This window comes from Pseudooceanicola sp. NS-SX9, from assembly GCF_057380705.1.
The window spans coordinates 45886-64477 of sequence record NZ_CM170818.1 but is presented as its reverse complement, the minus strand read 5'-3'; the positions used below and the strand labels follow the sequence as shown (position 1 = coordinate 64477).

The following is an 18592-nucleotide window of genomic DNA, read 5'->3' as shown; positions in this document are numbered from 1 at the left end:
GGCGCGGCGGTTTTTTCATGTCCCGGCCAGGGCGCAGCTGCGCCCCTCGATCCGGGAAAACCCGCTGCTTTCGCTGGTGCTGAGCGTCAGCCCGTAGTCCTTCACCAGCTTCTCGAAGGTCTCGATATAGGTGCAGCGGTAGCGGGCGTTCTCGGGCATCCATTCGGTCGGATCCTTGGCGCCTTTTGAGCGGTTGGCCGAGGCCGAGGCCGCCACCAGATTCGCCGGATCATTAGCAAAGCGCTGTGCCTTGGTGCTGCTCCAGCGGTTGGCGCCGTGCGCCCAGGCCCATTTCAGCGGCACGACATGGTCGATATCCAGGTCGCTGGCACTGCGGAAGGTCTTGCCGGTATAGGGATCGACCCATTTGCCGGTCTTCACCGTGCAGCCGTTTGCCGCCATCTTCGGCGTCGTCAGCGAGGTCGATTTCAGCAGCTCGGCCCGGGTGTCCAGGCAATCGTGATCGGCATCGATCCAGCCGCCGAAAAAGCTGCGTTCATAGCCCGAGGGGGCCGTGGTGGTGGACTTTGGCAGGTTGAGGCTGCCCAGGCTGCCAAGATCCGGCAGCTTCAACGAGGCCAGGTCGGCCGGCAGCCGGTCCTTGAAATGGCCATAGGCCATCAGGCCGAGGGTCAGAAGAATAAAAACAATGCGTTTCATGTGCTTGCGATAAGCACGGGGGAGGTGGTGAAAATAGGGCGCCGTAGCGTCAACCTGGTGTCATTGTGCGGGAATTTGCCGGGCTCTGGTGGTCGCGGCGGCAGCCCAGGTGCCGGTGACGAAAATCGCGACGGTCAGGAAAGCGGCGCGGAAGGCCAGCACCCATTGCGCGCGGTCGGCGGTGACGGCATGGGCGCTGCGGGTCAGCAGGGCGCCGGGATCGCTGCCGGCGCCGGTGGGCGCCAGGCTGAACAGCACCAGCGACACCACCGTGGTGCCCAGCACGGCACCGATCGAGCGAAAGAAGGTCACGGCGCCTGCGGCCCGGCCACGCAGGGCATCGGGGGCCTCGTGCTGGACGGTGGTGTGGATCACCGACATGACCGCGCCGATGAACAGGCCGGTGACGGAATAAAGCGTCAGCAGCAGCGGCCGGGGCAGGTCGGCGCCGGTCAGGGCGATGGTGGCGATGCAGGCGACGGCCATGGGCAGCATCAGGGTGGGCCACAGCGCCGTGCGCCCGGTCCAGGTGATCAGGTTGCCGACCAGCACGCCCGAGGCGCCGAAGGTGATGGTCAGTGCCAGCATCGACAGCGCCGTGTCGACCGTGCCGTCGGTGCGCAGGATGGCGTGGAACAGCGGGATCAACGTCACCATCGAGACCAGCCCCGCCCCGTGGCAGGTCGCCATGACGAAGGCGCGCAGCACGGCGGGATCGCGGAACAGGGCGGGGGCGAACAGCGGGTTTGCAGCGCGGGGCTGGGTCCATAGCAGGCCCGCCAGCCCGGCGATCCCGGTGGCAAGGGCCAGGGCAAAGCCCGGGCCGTGCAGGGCGCGGGGCAGCAGCTCGGTCGCGGCGGTGGTGCCGCCGACCAGCGCCAGCAGGCAGGCAAAGCCCGCCAGGTCAAAGCGTTGCGCCGGCCGTGTGACCACCGGCAGCCGCCCCGCCTTCAGCAGGACCGCCGCCAGCACGACCAGGGGCACGGTGAACAGGAACAGGCTGCGCCAGCCAAAGCTGTCGACCAGCAGCCCGCCCAGCAGCGGCCCCAGAGTCGAGGCCACCACCCCGACCGAGGCCACGTAACCCTGCGCCCGGCCCCGTTCGCGCGGCGCGATCAGCTCTCCGATCAGGGCCTGGGCCGAGGACATCAGCCCCCCGCCCCCCAGCCCCTGCAGCACCCGGCCAAGCGCCAGCACCGTCAGATCCTGCGCGAACCCCGCCAGCAGCGCCCCCAGCACGAAGACGCCAAGCGCCGCGAAGATGATCCGTACGCGACCGTATGTATCCCCCAGGGCGCCGTAGACCGGCCCGGCCACGGTCAGCGCCAGCATGTAGCCGGTGACCAGCCAGGGCAGCTTTTTCAGCTCGCCCAGCTCGGCGCCGATGGCGGGAAGGGCGACGGCGATCATGGTCTGGTTGGCGATGCTCAGGAACACCGGGATGGCGATCATGGGCATCAGCGCCAGGGCCGTGAACCGGGCGGGGGTGGTCACGCGGGCACGGCCCCCAGCACCCGGTCCGCCACCAGATCGCCGATCGGCAAAGCCGAGGTCGCCGCCGGCGAGGGCGCGTTGCAGACATGCAGCATCCGCTCGGTCTGCTTGAAGACGAAATCATGCTGCATGGTGCCGTCCTTCATGATCGCCTGGGCGCGGATGCCGCAGGTCATCGGCGTCAGGTCCTCGATCTGCAACGAGGGGCAGTAGCGGCGGCATTCCTCCAGGTAGCGGGCCTTGAAGACGGAATTGCCCAGCTCGTGCAGGCCCGGCTTGATGAACTGCAGGATCGAGGTCCAGAACCCGGGGAAGCTGACCATTTCCAGCGTGTCCTTCAGGTTGACCGAGAACTTGGGATAGCCCTCGCGGGCAAAGCCCAGCATGGCGTTCGGCCCCACCGTGACCGACCCGTCGATCATCGGCGTCAGGTGGGTGCCCAGGAAGGGCAGGCCGGGTTCGGGCACCGGGTAGATCATCGCGTTGACGACCGTGTTCAGCTTCGGCGCCAGACGATAGTATTCGCCGCGGAAGGGCACGATCTTCAGGTCCAGCTCGATGCCGGCCATGCGCGCCACGCGGTCCGATTGCAGCCCGGCACAGGCCACCAGGCGGCGGGCTTCGATGGTCAGGCCCGGGCAGGTGATCTTGACCTTGTCGCCGCTTTCGCGGATCGCCTCGGGCTGGAGGCCATAGCGCACCTCGGAGCCCTGGGCGGTGATCTCCTCGGCCATGGCGTTCAGCAGGTTGGTATAGTTCACGATCGCCGCCTCGGGGACGAAGATCCCCTTCAGCGCATTGACCGCCGGTTCGCGGCGCATCACCTCTTCGCCGGGCAGCAGCTCGGCGCGGATGCCGTTTTCACCGGCGCGGGCGAACAGCGCGTCCAGGCGCGGGATCTCGTCCTCGCGCGTGGCGACGATCATCTTGCCGCGGTCCTCGTAGGGGATGGCGTGCTGCTGGCAGAATTCCTTGGTGCGGGCCGACCCCTCGCGGCAGAGCCGGGCCTTGAAGGACCCCGGCGCATAGTAGATCCCCGAATGGATCACGCCCGAGTTGTGGCCGGTCTGGTGGCGGCCCAGGCTGTCTTCCTTTTCCAGCAGGATCAGGCTGGCACCGGGGTTGCGCGACAGCAGCGCGCGGGCCGTGGCAAGGCCCACGATGCCGCCGCCGATGACGCAGAAATCGTAGATCATGGGATGATCCCTTCGTGTCAGGACCGGCGCGCGGCCGGCGGGTCAGATCGGATGGTCGCGGAACCAGTCCGTGAGGTAGTCGATGAACAGGCGCACCTTCATCGGGATGATCTTGCCGGGGGCAAAGGCGGCGAACAGCGGCCGCGGCTCGATCTCGTGGTCGGGCAGGACGCGCACCAGCCGGCCCGCCTCCAGGTCGTCATGCGCCAGCGGCACCGGCAGGATCGCCACCCCCAGCCCCTTCAGCGCGGCCTTGTGCAGGATCGAATAGGTATTGGACGAGAACGCCGTCGGGATCCGCGCCTTGATCATGTCGCCGTCGCGCGTCAGGCGCCAGACCGGATCGTTGGTCTGGATCAGGCCCTTGTGCTGGCCCAGATCGGCAGGTGTCAGGATCGGCGGCATCTTCTGCAGATAGTCGGGCGAGGCCGCTACGACGAATTCGAAGGTGGTGATCAGCTTGGCGCGGATCAGGCTGTCGGGGATGCGCCTTGTGTGCAGCGCGATGTCATAGCCCTGGTCGATGAAGTCATAGGCATTGGGCGCCATCCCCCCCAGCGACAGCTTCAGGCTGATGTCCTGGTATTCCATCGAGAAACTGGTCGCCGCGTCGCCGATTTCATAGTTGCCCAGCCATTTCGGGGCGACCACGGCCAGGTTGCCCTGGGCCTCGGACATGCGGCGGGACATGCCGTCCTCGGTCTCCTTGACCTCGGTCAGGATGCGTTCGCAGAATTCGTAGTAATGCCGCCCGTCCTCGGTCACGGAAATCGAGCGCGTGGTGCGGTTCAGCAGCCGCACCTGCAGGCGTTCCTCAAGGTCCAGGATGTGCCGTGACACCAGGGCGCGCGAGGTGCCCAGGTAATTGGCGGCCTCGGTATAGCTGCCCTTCTTCACCACCTCGACGAACGAGCGCATGGTCAGGAAATGATCCATCGGTCGGGTCCTTTCCGCGGCTCAGCTTTCGGCGACGCCCATCAGATCCTCTTTCGACAGGTGCTCGACCTCGATGCCGTCGGCGGCGAAGGTGCGGGTGACCTTCATCGTGTCGTAGACCCACAGGATCCGCATCGGCACCTGGCCGGTGTTGCGGAAGCAGTGGTAGATCCCCTTGGGGATATAGGTGGTGTCATAGGGCTTTAGCGCGGTGATCACGCCGTCGACCTCGCATTCGCCGGTGCCTTCCAGCAGCGTGACCTGCTCGTCGCAGTTGTGCTTGTGCATGGGGGCGCCTTCGCCCACCGGATAGACGGACATGCCGGTGGTGAAATGGGCATGGGGGAGCTGGAAATGCGTGGCCAGCGGCCAGGTCCGGATCCCGCTGCCGCGTTCGATGACCTTGATCTGATCACAGATCAGGATGGTGGCTTCGGCGGTCATGGCGGGTCTCCTCCTCTTTGATTCCTCAGGATACTAGCGTCCAAAATGCGTCAGCATTGTCAAATCTTCTGCAACATTCGCTTGCGAAAGCATCGCCTGCGGTGGCGCGGCAACGGGTCTAGGCTGCGGGTCAGTTCCCTGCATTCTCAAAGGAGGAGACCCCCATGCCCCCGGCAAAGCACCTTGTTCCGGCGGACGCGCTGCAGCGTTTCGTCACCGATCTTCTGATGGCCCATGACGTTGGCGCTGATCATGCCCAGGCGATGTCCGATGTCTTCTGTTGGGCCAACCAGCGCGGCGTCGACAGCCACGGCCTCAGCCGTCTGCCGCGCTATCTGGAGCTGTTCGACAGCGGCGAGGCGAACCGCACCCCCCAGATGCTCGAGACCCGCCCCCGCCCCGCCACCGCCCTGATCGAGGCCGATTTCGCCCCTGGCGCCGTCGCCCTGTCGCGTGCCGTCGACCTGGGTGTCGAGATGGCGAAGGAAACCGGCACCGCCTGGGTGCAGGTGCGCCAGACCGTCCATGCGGGCGCCATGGGCTATTACGTCGAAAAGGCCGCGCAGCAGGGCATGGTGGCGCTGCTGATGCTGTCGGGGATGCCCAACATGGCCTATCCCGGCGCGAAGGCGGCGGGTGTGGCGACCTCGCCCATCGCCATCGGCATCCCCTCGGCCGATGGTCGGCCGTTCCTGCTGGACATGGCGACGGCGGTCATCGCCTTCGGCAAGATCGGCCAGTACAAGATGCGGGCCGAGGCGCTGCCGGAAAACGCTGCCGTCTCGGCCGAGGGCGTCGTCACCACCGACCCCGAGATCGCCAAATGGCCGCTGCCGCTGGGCGGCATGAAGGGCGCGGGCCTGTCGCTGGGGTTCGAGCTGTTGACCTCGGTGCTGGCCGGGGTGCCGACCCTGGGGCCGATCCACCGCAAGGAGGACGGCGCCAAGCGACACCGCCAGAATGCCGTCGTCATTATCCTGGACCCGGCCGCCTTCGGTGATCCGGCGACCTTCCAGACCGACGTGGCCGAAACGCTGGCCGCGATCCGGGCCCTGCCCGCGATCGAGGGCGAAACCATCGGTATCCCCGGCGACCGCGGCGCGGCGACCAGGGCGAAACGCCTCTCGGGCGGCATCCCGATCCCCGAGAAACTGTTCCGCACCGTCACCGCCCTGGCCCAGGCCAAGGGCCTGCACATGCCAGAAAGCGAACTGGCCTGATCCCCGGCGCCCAAGGGTGCCGCAGCGGGGCCGCCTTCGGGCGGCCCCTTTTTCCTGCAGCCTCGATGGCGCAGGAAAAAGCCCCCCGGAACCGCAGATGCCGAAAGGGCCGGCGAACCGGCCCCTCCATTCCATACGCAACCGTCTGGTCAGATCGCGAACCCCCAGAAGCGCACCGCCAGATCCGCCACGGCGGCCAGGTTGGCCCGGCTGGTCTCGCCCGCGGCGGGCCCGAAGGTGGTCAGCGCCATGCGGTCCTCGTCAAAGGCCTCGGCGGCGGCATCCAGGATCTCCAGCACCGCATCGCCATCCATGCCGCGCTCGACATCGACGATGCCCAGCACGGCAAGGCTGTCCTCGGGCAGGCGCGCAAGCTTGGCAAAGTCATCCTCGGCCGTCACGTCGAAGACATAGCGGTCCGCCGCCAGGTCCCCGGCCACCTCTTCCAGGCGGTCGGCCTCCCAGTCGGCAAGCCGGCCCATGTGGATCGACAGCCGGAACCCCTCGGGGCGCAGCAGGCCCGACAGGGTGAAACCGTCGTCGCCCGCGTCCACCTCGGGGTTCTGCAGGACCGAGCCGTCGAACTCCAGGATGGTGGCGCCCTCGGTGATCAGGTTGCCGATCAGCCCGCCCAGCAGCATCGGGTCCAGCCCGTTGGCCCCCGGCAGCGGCAGCGCCAGCTTCACCGGCTGGGTGGTCGCGGATTTCGCGGCCCGCAGGTCGGCGGTCAGCCGGTCGATGGCCTCGTGCGGGCCGGCCTTCATCTCGGCCGCGCTCAGCGGTGCGCCGGGGGTTACCACCGACAGGCCCGCCTTCTCCTGCATCAGCGCCAGCTCGGCAATGTCGCCCCCCGCCAGCAGCGACGGCGGATCGGAACGGTAGACGAATTCGTCAGCCATGGTCGGCCTCCCTTATTGCGCCGGCGCCAGGACGGGCGCGCGCACCTTGTTCCATTCGGCAAAGTTGGTGTCGTAGCCCAGCTTCGAAAGCACCGCGATGCACAGCGCCTCGTCCTCTTCGCCGGTGCCGCCAGACGCGCCCATGCCGCCGATGATCTGGCCGTCCTTCTTGATGGTGATCGCGCCATGGGTCGCCACGATCGGCTGGCCGCCCATCTGGCTGACCGCCGCCCAAAAGCCCGGCTGGCTTTCGGCCCAGCCCTTCAGCATGGTGCCGGGGCGCTGCATGATCGCACCGGTATAGGCCTTGGCATGGGCGATCTGCGGGGTCAGCGGGCGGGCGCCATCCATGCGGTCGCAGGCCACGATGAAGCCGCCGGTGTCGCAGATGACGATGGTCATGGGCTTGCCGAGGGTCACGGCTTCGCCCTGCGCGGCCGAGATGATCTCGCGCGCCTGTTCCAGGGTAATCATGTCACGTCTCCTGTCCGGAGTTGTCCTGAGGGAAAATCGACGCCGCCCCGGCACCGGGCCGGGGCAGGCAGGGTCAGGCGGGCACCGCGTCGCGGTTGCCGTGGTAGACCAGTTCGATCATCGTGCCGTCGGGGTCGTGGATGTAGCAGAACTTGGACTGGTTCTGCGGCCGTTCCACGGGTTTCGTGTAGCGCACCTTGTTGGCCTTCAGATGGGCCAGGAAGGTGTCCCAGTCATAGACCTCGACCGCGAAGTGGAAGGGCGCCATGCGCACCATCTGCTCCGGGGTGCAGGGTGTGAAATGCAGGTCGAAATTGCCGCGCGTCATCAGCAGCACCTTGGTGTTCGACCATTTCGACACGTCCTGGTGCTGCAACCCGAAGATCCGGGCATACCATTCCTTCGTCCGCTCGGCGTTGGTGGTGGGAAAATTGACGTGGTGGATGGAATGAGGCTGTTTGCTCATGTCCTCCGGAAGTTCCATTTTCATCGGGATTTCTCCTCCTAAATCTCCAGTCCCGAAAGAGATACGGGCCGAGTGTATCGCACTCAGGTCCTCTGACAAGACAAGTTTTTCCTTGCCGCGATTCTTTCGGTCGCTTATCCCGAACCTGAGGCGATATTCTTGAGGGGACAAGAAAGGGCCCCGGGAACCAATGTTGCATGAAATTTGACAGTGTTGATCGAATTGTCATGGGGACCGCACTTCTGGGTTTCCCGCGGCAGGGCTTACGGGGCGCGGGGAGGCGCGCTTAGTCTCAGTCTCGACGTCCAGTGGAGAGTGAGATCATGGCAAGGAAGGTCAGGGGCGCCGTGGCCGGGGGGCCGCCCGCGAAGGCGAAGCAGAAACGCAAGCCGGGACCGATCCCGGACCCCGCCACCTTCCTGGTCAGCGGCCGGACGCAGATCAACGAGGGCCTCGTCGACGATCATGATGAAGATCACGATCCCGACGCGGCAGAGGAGTAGAGGGGCCCGAGGGCTCCAGGACTTTTGGGAGGAACCAGAGTGCCTTACGTTTCCGCGAACGGAACCCGCATCTATTACGAGACCCACGGCAGCGGCCCGGCGATCACGCTGGTGCACGGATCTGGCGGGCATCATGCGGCCTGGTGGCAGCAGGTGCCCTATCTCAGCCGGTTCTACACCGTGGTGCTGCCCGACCTGCGCGGCTTCGGCCTGTCGGACCCGGTCGAGGGCGGCCCGGACAGCCAGGAATTCATCCATGACCTGAAGGCGGTGATGGAAGATGCCGGGATCGAAAAATCGGTCTTCCTGGGCCAGTCGATCGGCGCGCTGCCCTGCCTGAAGATGGCGATGGTCTATCCGCAGATGACCTCGGGGGTGATCCTGGCGCACAGCCTGGGCGGCATTTCCGACCCCGAGATCAAGGAACGCCAGCTGGCCAACCGCGCCGAGGCCGAGAAGCTGCCGGTCATGGACCGCCTGCTGTCGCGCGCCTTCCGCGATGGCAACCCCGAGATGGCCTGGTTGTTCAAGGAGCAGGGCACCTTCAACAACGCCACCATGCAGGATCTGCGCAACCTCAACGCCCAAGGGCCGACCTGCGCCGAGATCGACGCGACCGGCGTGCCGGTGCATTTCCTGGCCGGTGGCAAGGATGCGGTGCTGTGGCCGGACACGGTGCGGATGGCGGCGGGCAAGCTGCAGAACGGCTCGATCTCGGTTGTGCCGGACGGGCCGCATTCGATGTACTGGGAACAGCCGGCGATCTTCAACTCCGAGGTCCACAAGTTCCTGCAGAAGGTCTATGGCCAATGACCCCGTCCCGCGATTACCCCGACGCAGAGCTGTATATCGACGGCGAATGGATCCCCGCCACGGCCCGCGACAGCGAGCCGGTCTTCAACCCCGCCACCGGGCGCGAGATCGGCCGCGTGCCCCATGCCACGGCCGCCGATCTGGACCGCGCGGTGGCGGCGGCGGAACGCGCCTTCAGGGTCTGGTCGAAGACCCCCGTCGAAGAGCGCAACGCCATCCTCATGCGCGCCGAGGCGCTGATGAAGGCGCGCGCCGACCAAATCGCCCGCATCGCGACGCTGGAAAACGGCAAGTCGCTGCGCGAGACGCGGGGCGAGGTGATGCGCGCCTCGGGCACGCTGTCGTGGTACGCCGAAGAGGCCCGGCGTGCCTATGGCCGGGTGATTCCGTCTTCGGCGCCCAATATCCGGCTGTCGACCATCGTGCAGCCGATCGGCCCGGTGGCGGCCTTCGTGCCGTGGAACTTTCCGATCGGCGGGCCGCTGCGCAAGATGTCCCCCGGGCTGGCGGCGGGCTGCACCTTTGTCATCAAATGTTCCGAGGAAACCCCGCGCGCGGCGGTCGAACTGGTCAAGTGCCTCGAGGAAGCGGGCCTGCCTGCGGGCTGCGTGAACCTGGTGTTCGGCGATCCGCCGATGATCTCGGAGCATCTGATCAACTCCGTACCCATCCGTATGGTTGCCTTCACCGGTTCGGTTCCGGTGGGCAAGCTGGTGGCCGGTCTGGCGGCGAAGGTGATGAAACCCTGCATCATGGAGCTGGGCGGCCATGCCCCGGTGGTGGTGGCGCCCGATTACGATCCGGCTGAGGCGGGCAAGCGCTCGGCCTTTGGCAAGTTCATCAACGCGGGGCAGGTCTGTACGTCCCCCACGCGGTTCCTGGTGCCCGAGGCGGGGCATGACGCCTTCGTGGAAAGTTTCGTCAGCCAGACGATGAAGTTCAAGGTGGGCGACGGGCTGGAGGAGGGCACCTGGATGGGCCCGCTGGCCAACCCGCGCCGGCTGGAGGCGATGGAGCGGCTGGTGGCCGATGCCGTCGACAAGGGCGCCAAGGTGGTGCTGGGCGGCAAGCGGATCGGCAACGAGGGCTATTTCTTTGAGCCCACCGTGCTGACCGATGTCCCCCCCGAGGCCGCGATCCTGCACGAGGAACCCTTTGGTCCGGTGGTGCCGATCCGGCGCTATGGCGATCTGGACGCGGCCATCGCCGAGGCCAACGACAGCCCCTACGGGCTGGCGGCCTACGGGTTCACCAACGACGCCGCGACGGCGATCCGGTTCGGCGAGGCCTTCGAGGCGGGCATCCTGTCGATCAACCACACCGGCGGATCGGTGCACGAGGCGCCTTCCGGCGGGGTGAAGGAAAGTGGGTATGGCCGCGAGGGCGGGCAGGAGGGCTTTGCGGCCTATACGATCGTCAAGCGCCTGTCGCACAGGCTGGACTGACGCTGGACTGACAAGGCAGAGGAGGAGAGACCATGCTGGATCTGGAAGATGTGAAGCCGTACTGGCACGAGGGCGATGCCACGGATGAGGACCACCCGGAGGCGGGCTATTACATCGTGGTGCCGGGCGCGGGGGAGGACCGGGTGTTCGGGCCGTTCTCGACCGAGAACCACGCGCTGCATTTCGTCATGTATGTGAACAACGACGACGATCACGACTGAGGTCGGATCGGGGAAGGTGGAAGGGCCGGGGCGATTGTCCCGGCCTTTTGGCGTTTGGAGGGGGAGAGGGGGGGCGCTGCCCCCATCGCCTGCGGCGATTCCCCCGAGGTATTTGGAACAAGAAAATGAGGAGGGGCGCCCCGGGGCGCGCGGGGCGGCCTGTCGGTGTCAGGGCAGGATGTAGGCCGTCTTGGTGGCGGTGTAGAATTCCGCGGCCGAGCGGCCCTGTTCGCGCGGACCCGAGGAGGAGGACTTGCGGCCGCCGAAGGGGACGTGGAAATCGACGCCCGCGGTCGGCAGGTTGACCATCGCCATGCCCGCCGCGCTGTGGCGCTTGAAGTGGCTGGCGTATTTCAGGTTGGTCGTGCAGATGCCGGAGGAGAGGCCGTATTCGGTGTCATTGGCGGTGGCGAGGGCCTCTTCGTAGTCGCGCACGCGGATCACGCAGGCGACGGGGCCGAAGATTTCCTCGCGCGCGATGCGCATGTCGTTGGTGGCCTCGGTGAAGAGGGCGGGGGAGAGGAAGAAGCCATCGGTCGGGCGTTGCAGGCGGGCGCCGCCGGTGACCAGGCGGGCGCCTTCCTTCTGGCCGATATCGACGTAGTCGAGATCCTGCTGCAGCTGCTTGGCGTCGATGGCGGGGCCCATCTGGATGCCGTCCTCGAGTGCGTGGCCGACGCGGAGTGCCTCGATCCTTCTGGTGACGCCTTCGACGAAGCGGTCATGGATGCCCTGCTGGACGATCAGCCGCGAGGAGGCGGTGCAGCGCTGGCCGGTGCCGTAGAAGGCGCCGTTGACGGCCACGTCGATCGCGAGGTCGAGGTCCGCGTCATCCATCACCACCAGGGGGTTCTTGCCGCCGAGTTCCAGCTGGAATTTCTTGATCGGCATCCGGGAGGTGGCGCATTGGGCGACATGCAGGCCGGTGGCCGTGGAGCCGGTGAAGGAGAGGGCGTTGATGCCCGGATGGGTCAGCATCGCCTCGCCCACCACCGAGCCGCGGCCCATCACCAGGTTGAAGACGCCTTTCGGGATGCCGGCCTGTTCGAGGATGCGGGCGAGGGCGAAGGCGGAATGGGGCACCAGGTCGGCGGGCTTGAAGACCACGGTGCAGCCATAGGCCAGCGCGGGGGCGATCTTCCAGGCGGGAATCGCCAGCGGGTAGTTCCAGGGGGCGATGATGCCGACGACGCCGACGGGTTCGCGCGTCACCTCGACCTCGACTCCGTCGCGGATCGAGGGGATCTTGACGCCTTCCATGCGCAGGGCCTCGCCGGCGTAGAAATCGAAGAGCTGGCCGGCGCGCAGGGCCTCGCCGCGGCCCTCGGCCAGGGTCTTGCCGTTCTCGCGGCTGAGTTCGTAGCCGAGGCGGTCGGTGTCGGCGAGGATGGCGGCGGCGGCCTTTGCCAGCACGGCGGCGCGGGTGGCGGGGCTGGCCAGCGACCAGGCCGGGAAGGCATCCCGGGCGGCGGCAACGGCGGTGTCGACATCGGCGGCAGAGGCGCGGGCGAATTCGCCGATTGTGTCGCTGGTGTCGGATGGGTTGATGTTGACCGAGGCCTCGGTGGCGCCGGTCCATTCGCCCGCGATGAAGTTGTGGAACATGGGGCGCTCCTCCTGCTGGTGTTTGATGGCGCAAGGGTATCGCGGGTTGGGGGATGCGGCATCCGCCTGTCAGGGTGACTTTGAAATGCGCGCGGGGCGACAATGGCCCCCTGCCCAGTGCCTGGAGATAGTTGTAAGGTCATGGGAGCAGGAGGAGTGTCCATGACCATAGATCGGATCGAGGAAGTCCATTACGGGGTCGATGACCTGGAGGTGGCAACGCGGTTCTACGCCGATGCCGGGCTGGAGGTGCTGCAGGGCGAGGGACCCGTGCGGGTGCTGCGCACGCTGGAGAACCAGCGGGTGGTCCTGCGGGCCGCCGATGATCCCGCGCTGCCGGCGGGCATCGAGGACGGCCCGACGCTGCGCCAGCTGGTCTGGGGGGTGAGCGGCCCCGCGGATCTGGAGCGGATTGCCGGGGTGCTGGGCAACCGCGCGGTGCGGCTGGCGGACCGGGTGGTGACGGAAGACCCCAACGGGTTGTCGGTGGCCTTTGTCGTATCGGGGAAGACCCCGGCCGAGGCGGTGCTGCGGCCCCACAACCAGAATGCCCATCATGAGCGGGTGAACGGGCGGCTGAGTTCCTATGGCCGGGTGGGGGTGATCCGGATCGTGCATTGCGCGCTCAACATCACCAAGGCGGCCAATGCCGAGGCGCTGGAGTTCTACTGCGGGCTGCTGAACTTCAAGGCGGTGGACAAGGTGCTGGACACCGGGACCTTCCTGCAGACCGATGGGGATATCGAGCACCACAACTTCTTCCTGTGCTTCCGGCCTGACAAGGCGGGGATCAACCACATCGCGATGGAGGTTTATGATTTCGACGCGGTGATCGAGGCCGGCAACCAGATGATCGCGGCCGGGTGGAAGGAAAGCCGGCGGCTGGGGCGGCATACGCTGGGGTCGAACGTGTTCCGCTTTGTGCACAATCCCTGCGGGGGGCGGATCGAATTCGTGGCGGACATGGACCGCATGGACAAGAGCTGGGAGACGCGGATCTGGGAGAAGAACCCCGGGCATCACCTGTGGATCCTGAAGAGCTCGGGCGTGCAATCGGAAGAGGCGTGAGGACAGGATGATCCGTGAAGTTGCAGAAGTGAAGATCGATCCGGCGCGGGAAGCGGCTTTCCTGGTGGCGGTGGAACAGGCGGTGGCGGTGTTCCGGGGGGCCGAGGGGTGCCTGGGGATGCGGCTGGAGCGGGTGATCGAGGCCCCCGGGACCTACCGGCTGATCGTCATGTGGGACACGCTGGAAGCCCATACGGAGGGGTTCCGCAACAGCCCCGGGTTCCAGGAGTGGCGCGGGCTGGCCGGACCGTTCTTTGTCGAGCCGCCGAAGGTCGACCATTCAGAGGTGGTTGTCGCCGGTTTCGGGGCCTGACGGCTGTGCGATGGACGGGGCGGCTCCGTCTGCGCTTGCGATGGGGCGAGGCGGTTGCCGAGCCCGGCATCGAGCCGGGTTCGGCAACGGGCCCTGCCCCGGCTCGATGCCGGGACCGGGCCCCCCTGCGGCACAGGCGGATCTTCAGGCCATGCCGTTGGGCGCCGCTCGGGGATTGGCGAATTCGCCCGGGCGCTTCTGCAGGTCGCGTACAGCTCTCTGTCGTTGACGCTGTCGAACATCGACATCCGGTTGCGGTTGTCGCACAGACAGCAGATCCCGGCTGATCCCCCAGAACCCTGTCGCCACGCGTCCAACGGCATCAGCACGGCGTCAGGGCCTTGATTTCAGCCCCCTGCCTCCCCCCCAGACTGCCTGTACCCGAGCGGGTGCGCACCGCCTGAAGCACCGCGTCGTCAAGCGACAGCTGGTGTTCGGCACCGGTCAGCCCGGCCTCGGGGTCGGTGTCTTCAGTCAGGCCCGTAGGCCCCGCCCGCGTCATCGCCATAACGGGTCACCAGATCGACGTGATCGAAGCCGTGGAACGGTCGGCTTGCCGCCGCATCGGGGCGCTTCCCTGCATGGCCCTGAGCAAACTCCGACCGGGTCGCCGTGGTGGTGTCGGGCGTGGTGGCGGAAAAGCCCCCGGGGCGGTGCGGGCTGCTGCGCCGCCCCGGGGGCACCATCGGGATATTCGGCAGGTGGCTCTTGCCGCGCAGCGCCGTATCATCGCCCGAGTTGTGCAGCCGTTTCACGAAGTGACATGGGATTTCGGCAGTGGCGCGCCATTGCTCCAGGCCGTGTGGCCTGAGGGCATCCGCTCGGCCATCGGGCTGGCCGGGTTCAGTATGCAGACCGGGCTGGTGACATGGCAACGGCCGTGGCAGGTGCCGCAGGCCGCCAGCACGCCGATATGCAGGCTCTTCAGTCCCGGGCGCCTGTCGCAGCCCAGGCCATCCGCCCGGCGCTGATCGGTGGTGAGCCGCATGAAATGGGGTCTTTTGGGTGTGGAGGTTTCCTGCGGCAGGGTCTGCCCGCGCCTTGCGGCAGGCGCGCTCACTGATGGTGTTTGAATTGTCATGTGAGCCGTAACACTTATGTCGTCGAATTCGCAATTTCTGAGGGGTTTTGTCCGGGTGGCGTGATGAATTTCTTGGTGGAAATTCCATTGACCCTGAAATTTCGACCCGAAGGTGAGGTTTTCATGCCTGCTTCCTACGCAGGTAATTTATTTCAGAAGATTGAATTTGCGTCATTTTTTTAAATTCGTCAGAGACGACATTCAGGTGCTACAGTGCTGGGCATAAATTGTTTTGGCAATTAATTTTCGACCCATGTAATTTGTTAATTCATATGAGTTCCCGCTCTCTGCGGTCCGTTTTGCCGCTTGCCAGAAGGCCGCTTCTCCATAGGATCAGAGGCGGCATTCGGGAGAAATGCCATCAGGAGAGGGAGGAGAATGATGAACCTGCGCAGCACCCCCGGTGCGGCGGCCTTGGCGGCTGCCTGCGCCCTTGCAAAAGGCGTCCCCGGCGCGGACAGCGCCACCGCGTGGCCGACGAACCCGATCTGGCGGGCGGGGCAGGCATCATGAGAAGGCTCGGCAAGATCCTCGACCTGATCTGCGCCACTGTCTCGGGGCTCTCGATGATCGGCATGATCTTCGTGAACTTCGCCGACAGCATCGGCCGGCAGATCAGCCATCCCGTCCTCGGCGCGCAGGAGATCGTCTCGTTCCTGCTGTGCATCTTCTTCTTCTCGTCCATCCCGATCCTGGTGCGCGAGAACGCCCATATCCGCGTCGGCCTTTTCGTCGAGCTGTACCGAGGCGCGCTGGCCAAGGCCGAGGCGATCTTTTCGGCGCTGTTCGAGATCGGCGTCACCCTGCTGCTGACCTGGCTGGTCTGGGATTTCGCCAACCGTCAGGCCCGCATCGGCAACCTGTCAGCCCATTACGAAGTCCCCATGGCGCCTGTCATCTATGTTTCGGCCGGGCTGATGGTGATCGCCATCGTGCTGGTCGCGGATCGCTACATCGCCCATCTGCCCGACCGCCGGTCCAAGGCGGAACAGCGGGCCCACAAGCTGCAACCCTCGGAGCACGCGAAATGACCCTGGCCATCATCTGCGTCTTCGGCGCGCTTCTGCTGCTGATCGCCTTCACCCGCGTTCCCCTGGGCTTTGCGATGATCGTCTGCGGGCTGGCGGGCTTTGCCTGGCTGCACCCGCGCGGGCTGACCGCCGCGATCTCGACCGCCGAGCGCGAGATCGTCAACCTGGCCCTGGGCGAACAGTTCGCCGCCATGCCGCTGTTCGTCATGATGGGGGTCTTCGTCGTCAAGGCGGGGCTGGCGGATGACCTTTACAACATGGCGGCGCGCTGGATCGGGCACCTGCCGGGGGGCCTTGGCATGGCGACAATCCTTGCCTGCGGCGGCTTCGCGGCGCTGTCGGGGTCGTCCTCGGCTTCGGCGGCGACCATGGCGCGGATTTGCATCCCCTCGATGAAGGACGCCGATTACGAGGAAGGCTTCAGCGCCGCCACCGTCGCCGCGGGCGGCACGATGGGCATCCTGATCCCGCCCTCGGGGGCGCTGATCGTCTATGGCCTGCTGACGGAACAGAGCATCGGCGATCTGTTCGTCGCGGGGCTGCTGCCGGGGCTGATCCAGCTGGGCCTTTACCTTGTGGTGGGCGTGGGCACCGCGCTTCTGTTCCCGAAATGGGCGCCTGCGGGGCCGACCTTCACCTGGAAGGAACGCTACCAGTCGCTGCTGAAGGTCTGGGGGGTGCTGGCGCTGTTCGCGCTGGTGATGGCGGGGCTGGTGCTGGGCGTCTTCACCGCGACCGAGGCCGCGGGCTTTGGCGCAGGCGGCGCCTTCCTGTTCGCCCTGGCGCGCGGCAAGATGACCTTCTGGGTGCTGGCGTCGTCGCTGCGCGAGGCGGCGCGGATCTCGGCGATGATCTTTGTCGTGGCGGCGGGGTCGATGGTGATGAACCAGTTCGTCAACATCTCGGGGCTGGCGGGCAACCTGGTCGACATGGTGGGCGGGCTTGGCCTGTCGCCGCATCAGGTGCTGCTGGCGCTGATCGTCTTCTACCTGTGCCTGGGCTGCTTCCTGGACGGGTTCGCGATCATCTTCCTGACCGTGCCGGTGGTGATCCCGCTGGTCCATGCCATGGGCTTTGATCTGGTCTGGTGGGGCATCGTCACCGTCGTCATCGTCGAGATCAGCCTGATCACCCCGCCCATCGGCATGAACGTCTATATCCTGAAGGCGATGCTGCAGGACGTGGCGATCGCCCGGATCTTCCGCGGCATCGCACCCTTCTTCGCGGTGGACGTGATGCGGCTGCTGGCGCTGCTGGCCTTCCCGGGCATGGCGCTGTGGCTGACGACCTTCGCCCACTAGCGCCACGGCCAGACGGCAGGGGGGCGGTCCTTCGGGGCCGCCCTTATGTTTTTCGCGCATCACCTCATGAGGTTTTGGCGTTTCTATCAAGCCCTCTCACCCCCTACACATGAGGCCGGATCATCAAGGGAGGAGACCATGACGGATCAAAACGCGGCCCCGCTGGCCGGGCTGAAGGTGGTCGAACTGGCCCGCATCCTGGCCGGTCCCTGGATCGGCCAGACGCTGGCGGATCTGGGGGCCCAGGTGATCAAGGTCGAAAGCCCCGGCGGCGACGACACCCGCACCTGGGGCCCGCCCTTCATCGAACGCCCCGACGGGCAGGGCGGAACCGAGACGGTCGCGGCCTATTTCCATGCCGCCAACCGGGGCAAGACCTCGGTCATCTGCGATTTCGCCGATCCGGCGGATCTGGCGCGCGTCAAGGACCTGATCGCCGATGCCGACGTGGTGGTCGAGAATTTCAAGCTGGGCGGGCTGAAGAAGTTCGGCCTGGATTACGAGAGCCTCTCGGCCCTCAACCCCGGTCTGGTCTATGCCTCGGTCACGGGGTTCGGGCAGGACGGGCCGCGGGCGAAACAGCCGGGCTATGACTTCCTGATCCAGGGCATGTGCGGGATCATGGACCTGACCGGCGATCCGGCGGGCGAGCCGCAGAAGATCGGCGTGGCCTGGATCGACATCTTCACCGGGCTTTACGGTGTCATCGGCATCCAGGCGGCGCTGGCGGAACGGGCGCGTTCGGGGCTGGGGCAGCATGTGGACCTGTCGCTTCTGGACAGCGGCGTCGGCGTGCTGGCGAACCAGGCGATGAACCAGCTGCTGGGCGGCAAGACGCCCACGCGGCTGGGCAATGCCCATCCCAACATCGTGCCCTATCAGGTCTTCCCGGCCTCGGACGGGCATCTGATCATCGCCTGCGGCAATGACCGCCAGTTCGCGGCACTGTGCGACATGCTGGGGCTGGAGGGGGTCGCGGCGCATCCCGACTATGCCACCAACCCCGCCCGCGTCGCCCACCGGGATGTGCTGTGCCCGATGATCGCCGCCGCCACCGCCACCCGCAGCAAGGCGCAGCTGATCGCGGAGCTGGAGGCCGCGGGCGTCCCCGGCGGCCCGATCAACACCGTGGCCGAGGCGCTTTCGGATCCGCAGATCGCTGCCCGCGGCATGGTGGTCGAACCCGAGGGCATCGCCGGGATCCGCACGCCGATCCGGTTTTCGCGCAGCCCGCTGGTGCTGGATCGCGCCGGCCCCGCCCTGGGCAGCGGCACCTGGGGATTCGAGGGCGACTGACCGGCCCCTGTCGCGGATCGGAAACATGCGGGCGCCTGCGGAAACGCGGGCGCCCGTTTCGGTCGTGGGGTGTGCAAATAACGTCGCTTCGGGGGCAGTCGGGTGCTGTTTCTTCGGCAGAAACTC

Annotated in this window: 21 protein-coding genes; 10 read left to right on the top strand and 11 right to left on the bottom strand. The window is 66.6% G+C overall.

Going from position 1 to position 18592, the window contains the following annotated elements; translation table 11 throughout:
• Nucleotides 1-15 precede the first annotated feature (15 nt).
• The 5 genes from AC2ITM_RS00295 to AC2ITM_RS00275 are packed head-to-tail and all read right to left on the bottom strand — an operon-like array spanning nt 16 to nt 4730.
• A complete protein-coding gene (locus AC2ITM_RS00295; RefSeq protein WP_486467844.1) occupies nt 16-660 on the bottom strand; it encodes an HNH endonuclease family protein in 645 nt (214 codons plus the stop codon).
• A gap of 60 nt (nt 661-720) precedes the next feature.
• Nucleotides 721-2154 carry an MFS transporter gene (locus AC2ITM_RS00290; RefSeq protein ID WP_486467843.1) on the bottom strand — a complete coding sequence of 478 codons (1434 nt, stop codon included), beginning with the start codon at nt 2152-2154 and terminating at the stop codon, nt 721-723.
• Nucleotides 2151-3350: an L-2-hydroxyglutarate oxidase gene (gene lhgO, locus AC2ITM_RS00285; RefSeq protein ID WP_486467842.1), complete on the bottom strand. Its 1200-nt coding sequence runs from the start codon at nt 3348-3350 to the stop codon at nt 2151-2153. The genes AC2ITM_RS00290 and lhgO overlap by 4 nt, the downstream gene beginning before the upstream one ends.
• A 42-nt stretch (nt 3351-3392) precedes the next feature.
• Nucleotides 3393-4286 (bottom strand): LysR family transcriptional regulator, encoded by an 894-nt coding sequence (locus AC2ITM_RS00280; protein WP_486467841.1) that lies wholly within the window; start codon nt 4284-4286, stop codon nt 3393-3395.
• Nucleotides 4287-4307: 21 nt separating this feature from the next.
• Nucleotides 4308-4730 (bottom strand): cupin domain-containing protein, encoded by a 423-nt coding sequence (locus AC2ITM_RS00275; RefSeq protein ID WP_486467840.1) that lies wholly within the window; start codon nt 4728-4730, stop codon nt 4308-4310.
• Nucleotides 4731-4894: 164 nt separating this feature from the next.
• Here AC2ITM_RS00275 and AC2ITM_RS00270 point away from each other — a divergent pair, with 164 nt between their 5' ends.
• Complete coding sequence (locus tag AC2ITM_RS00270; protein ID WP_486467839.1) at nt 4895-5950, top strand: Ldh family oxidoreductase; 1056 nt, start codon at nt 4895-4897, stop codon at nt 5948-5950.
• 149 nt (nt 5951-6099) lie between these two features.
• Here AC2ITM_RS00270 and AC2ITM_RS00265 read toward each other — a convergent pair whose 3' ends face one another.
• From AC2ITM_RS00265 to AC2ITM_RS00255, 3 genes are all read right to left on the bottom strand, one after another.
• Nucleotides 6100-6849: a hypothetical protein gene (locus AC2ITM_RS00265; RefSeq protein WP_486467838.1), complete on the bottom strand. Its 750-nt coding sequence runs from the start codon at nt 6847-6849 to the stop codon at nt 6100-6102.
• Nucleotides 6850-6861: 12 nt separating this feature from the next.
• Nucleotides 6862-7323, bottom strand: a complete 462-nt coding sequence (locus AC2ITM_RS00260) for a GlcG/HbpS family heme-binding protein (RefSeq protein WP_486467837.1) — start codon at nt 7321-7323, stop codon at nt 6862-6864.
• Nucleotides 7324-7396: 73 nt separating this feature from the next.
• Nucleotides 7397-7813 (bottom strand): VOC family protein, encoded by a 417-nt coding sequence (locus AC2ITM_RS00255; protein WP_486467836.1) that lies wholly within the window; start codon nt 7811-7813, stop codon nt 7397-7399.
• A gap of 299 nt (nt 7814-8112) precedes the next feature.
• On the opposite strand from AC2ITM_RS00255, the gene AC2ITM_RS00250 reads away from it, so the two are divergent.
• From AC2ITM_RS00250 to AC2ITM_RS00235, 4 genes are read left to right on the top strand one after another with little or no spacing between them, the layout of a single operon-like run.
• Complete coding sequence (locus AC2ITM_RS00250) at nt 8113-8292, top strand: hypothetical protein (RefSeq protein WP_486467835.1); 180 nt, start codon at nt 8113-8115, stop codon at nt 8290-8292.
• Between the two features lie 39 nt (nt 8293-8331).
• Nucleotides 8332-9105 carry an alpha/beta fold hydrolase gene (locus AC2ITM_RS00245; protein WP_486467834.1) on the top strand — a complete coding sequence of 258 codons (774 nt, stop codon included), beginning with the start codon at nt 8332-8334 and terminating at the stop codon, nt 9103-9105.
• The gene (locus AC2ITM_RS00240) at nt 9102-10550 is read left to right on the top strand and encodes an NAD-dependent succinate-semialdehyde dehydrogenase (RefSeq protein WP_486467833.1); all 1449 of its coding nucleotides are present in this window, start codon (nt 9102-9104) and stop codon (nt 10548-10550) included. Before AC2ITM_RS00245 ends, AC2ITM_RS00240 begins: the two co-directional genes overlap by 4 nt.
• A gap of 32 nt (nt 10551-10582) precedes the next feature.
• A complete protein-coding gene (locus AC2ITM_RS00235) occupies nt 10583-10771 on the top strand; it encodes a hypothetical protein (RefSeq protein ID WP_486467832.1) in 189 nt (62 codons plus the stop codon).
• Between the two features lie 168 nt (nt 10772-10939).
• Here the strand turns inward: AC2ITM_RS00235 and AC2ITM_RS00230 are convergent, their stop codons facing one another.
• Nucleotides 10940-12376, bottom strand: coding sequence for an aldehyde dehydrogenase family protein (locus tag AC2ITM_RS00230; RefSeq protein WP_486467831.1), 1437 nt, complete (start codon nt 12374-12376; stop codon nt 10940-10942).
• Between the two features lie 162 nt (nt 12377-12538).
• On the opposite strand from AC2ITM_RS00230, the gene AC2ITM_RS00225 reads away from it, so the two are divergent.
• Together AC2ITM_RS00225 and AC2ITM_RS00220 are read left to right on the top strand one after the other, a co-directional pair.
• Complete coding sequence (locus AC2ITM_RS00225) at nt 12539-13444, top strand: VOC family protein (protein ID WP_486467830.1); 906 nt, start codon at nt 12539-12541, stop codon at nt 13442-13444.
• 7 nt (nt 13445-13451) lie between these two features.
• Complete coding sequence (locus tag AC2ITM_RS00220) at nt 13452-13757, top strand: antibiotic biosynthesis monooxygenase family protein (protein WP_486467829.1); 306 nt, start codon at nt 13452-13454, stop codon at nt 13755-13757.
• Nucleotides 13758-14227: 470 nt separating this feature from the next.
• On the opposite strand, the gene AC2ITM_RS00215 is transcribed toward AC2ITM_RS00220, so the two are convergent.
• Both AC2ITM_RS00215 and AC2ITM_RS00210 read right to left on the bottom strand, forming a co-directional pair.
• Nucleotides 14228-14512, bottom strand: a complete 285-nt coding sequence (locus tag AC2ITM_RS00215; RefSeq protein ID WP_486467828.1) for a hypothetical protein — start codon at nt 14510-14512, stop codon at nt 14228-14230.
• A complete protein-coding gene (locus tag AC2ITM_RS00210) occupies nt 14509-14745 on the bottom strand; it encodes a hypothetical protein (protein ID WP_486467827.1) in 237 nt (78 codons plus the stop codon). The genes AC2ITM_RS00215 and AC2ITM_RS00210 overlap by 4 nt, the downstream gene beginning before the upstream one ends.
• A gap of 563 nt (nt 14746-15308) precedes the next feature.
• On the opposite strand from AC2ITM_RS00210, the gene AC2ITM_RS00205 reads away from it, so the two are divergent.
• From AC2ITM_RS00205 to AC2ITM_RS00195, 3 genes are all read left to right on the top strand, one after another.
• The gene (locus tag AC2ITM_RS00205) at nt 15309-15869 is read left to right on the top strand and encodes a TRAP transporter small permease (protein ID WP_486467826.1); all 561 of its coding nucleotides are present in this window, start codon (nt 15309-15311) and stop codon (nt 15867-15869) included.
• Nucleotides 15866-17170 (top strand): TRAP transporter large permease, encoded by a 1305-nt coding sequence (locus AC2ITM_RS00200; RefSeq protein WP_486467825.1) that lies wholly within the window; start codon nt 15866-15868, stop codon nt 17168-17170. Before AC2ITM_RS00205 ends, AC2ITM_RS00200 begins: the two co-directional genes overlap by 4 nt.
• Before the next feature lie 138 nt (nt 17171-17308).
• Nucleotides 17309-18466 (top strand): CaiB/BaiF CoA transferase family protein, encoded by a 1158-nt coding sequence (locus AC2ITM_RS00195; RefSeq protein WP_486467824.1) that lies wholly within the window; start codon nt 17309-17311, stop codon nt 18464-18466.
• The last annotated feature ends 126 nt before the right edge of the window (nt 18467-18592 follow it).

Bases quoted from the DNA above. Each gene is read 5' to 3' on its own strand.
- AC2ITM_RS00295 (WP_486467844.1), bottom strand. From the start codon at position 660: ATGAAACGCATTGTTTTTATTCTTCTGACCCTCGGCCTGATGGCCTAT.
- lhgO (WP_486467842.1), bottom strand. From the start codon at position 3,350: ATGATCTACGATTTCTGCGTCATCGGCGGCGGCATCGTGGGCCTTGCC.
- AC2ITM_RS00280 (WP_486467841.1), bottom strand. From the start codon at position 4,286: ATGGATCATTTCCTGACCATGCGCTCGTTCGTCGAGGTGGTGAAGAAG.
- AC2ITM_RS00275 (WP_486467840.1), bottom strand. From the start codon at position 4,730: ATGACCGCCGAAGCCACCATCCTGATCTGTGATCAGATCAAGGTCATC.
- AC2ITM_RS00270 (WP_486467839.1), top strand. From the start codon at position 4,895: ATGCCCCCGGCAAAGCACCTTGTTCCGGCGGACGCGCTGCAGCGTTTC.
- AC2ITM_RS00265 (WP_486467838.1), bottom strand. From the start codon at position 6,849: ATGGCTGACGAATTCGTCTACCGTTCCGATCCGCCGTCGCTGCTGGCG.
- AC2ITM_RS00260 (WP_486467837.1), bottom strand. From the start codon at position 7,323: ATGATTACCCTGGAACAGGCGCGCGAGATCATCTCGGCCGCGCAGGGC.
- AC2ITM_RS00255 (WP_486467836.1), bottom strand. From the start codon at position 7,813: ATGAAAATGGAACTTCCGGAGGACATGAGCAAACAGCCTCATTCCATC.
- AC2ITM_RS00250 (WP_486467835.1), top strand. From the start codon at position 8,113: ATGGCAAGGAAGGTCAGGGGCGCCGTGGCCGGGGGGCCGCCCGCGAAG.
- AC2ITM_RS00240 (WP_486467833.1), top strand. From the start codon at position 9,102: ATGACCCCGTCCCGCGATTACCCCGACGCAGAGCTGTATATCGACGGC.
- AC2ITM_RS00235 (WP_486467832.1), top strand. From the start codon at position 10,583: ATGCTGGATCTGGAAGATGTGAAGCCGTACTGGCACGAGGGCGATGCC.
- AC2ITM_RS00230 (WP_486467831.1), bottom strand. From the start codon at position 12,376: ATGTTCCACAACTTCATCGCGGGCGAATGGACCGGCGCCACCGAGGCC.
- AC2ITM_RS00225 (WP_486467830.1), top strand. From the start codon at position 12,539: ATGACCATAGATCGGATCGAGGAAGTCCATTACGGGGTCGATGACCTG.
- AC2ITM_RS00220 (WP_486467829.1), top strand. From the start codon at position 13,452: ATGATCCGTGAAGTTGCAGAAGTGAAGATCGATCCGGCGCGGGAAGCG.
- AC2ITM_RS00210 (WP_486467827.1), bottom strand. From the start codon at position 14,745: ATGCGGCTCACCACCGATCAGCGCCGGGCGGATGGCCTGGGCTGCGAC.
- AC2ITM_RS00200 (WP_486467825.1), top strand. From the start codon at position 15,866: ATGACCCTGGCCATCATCTGCGTCTTCGGCGCGCTTCTGCTGCTGATC.
- AC2ITM_RS00195 (WP_486467824.1), top strand. From the start codon at position 17,309: ATGACGGATCAAAACGCGGCCCCGCTGGCCGGGCTGAAGGTGGTCGAA.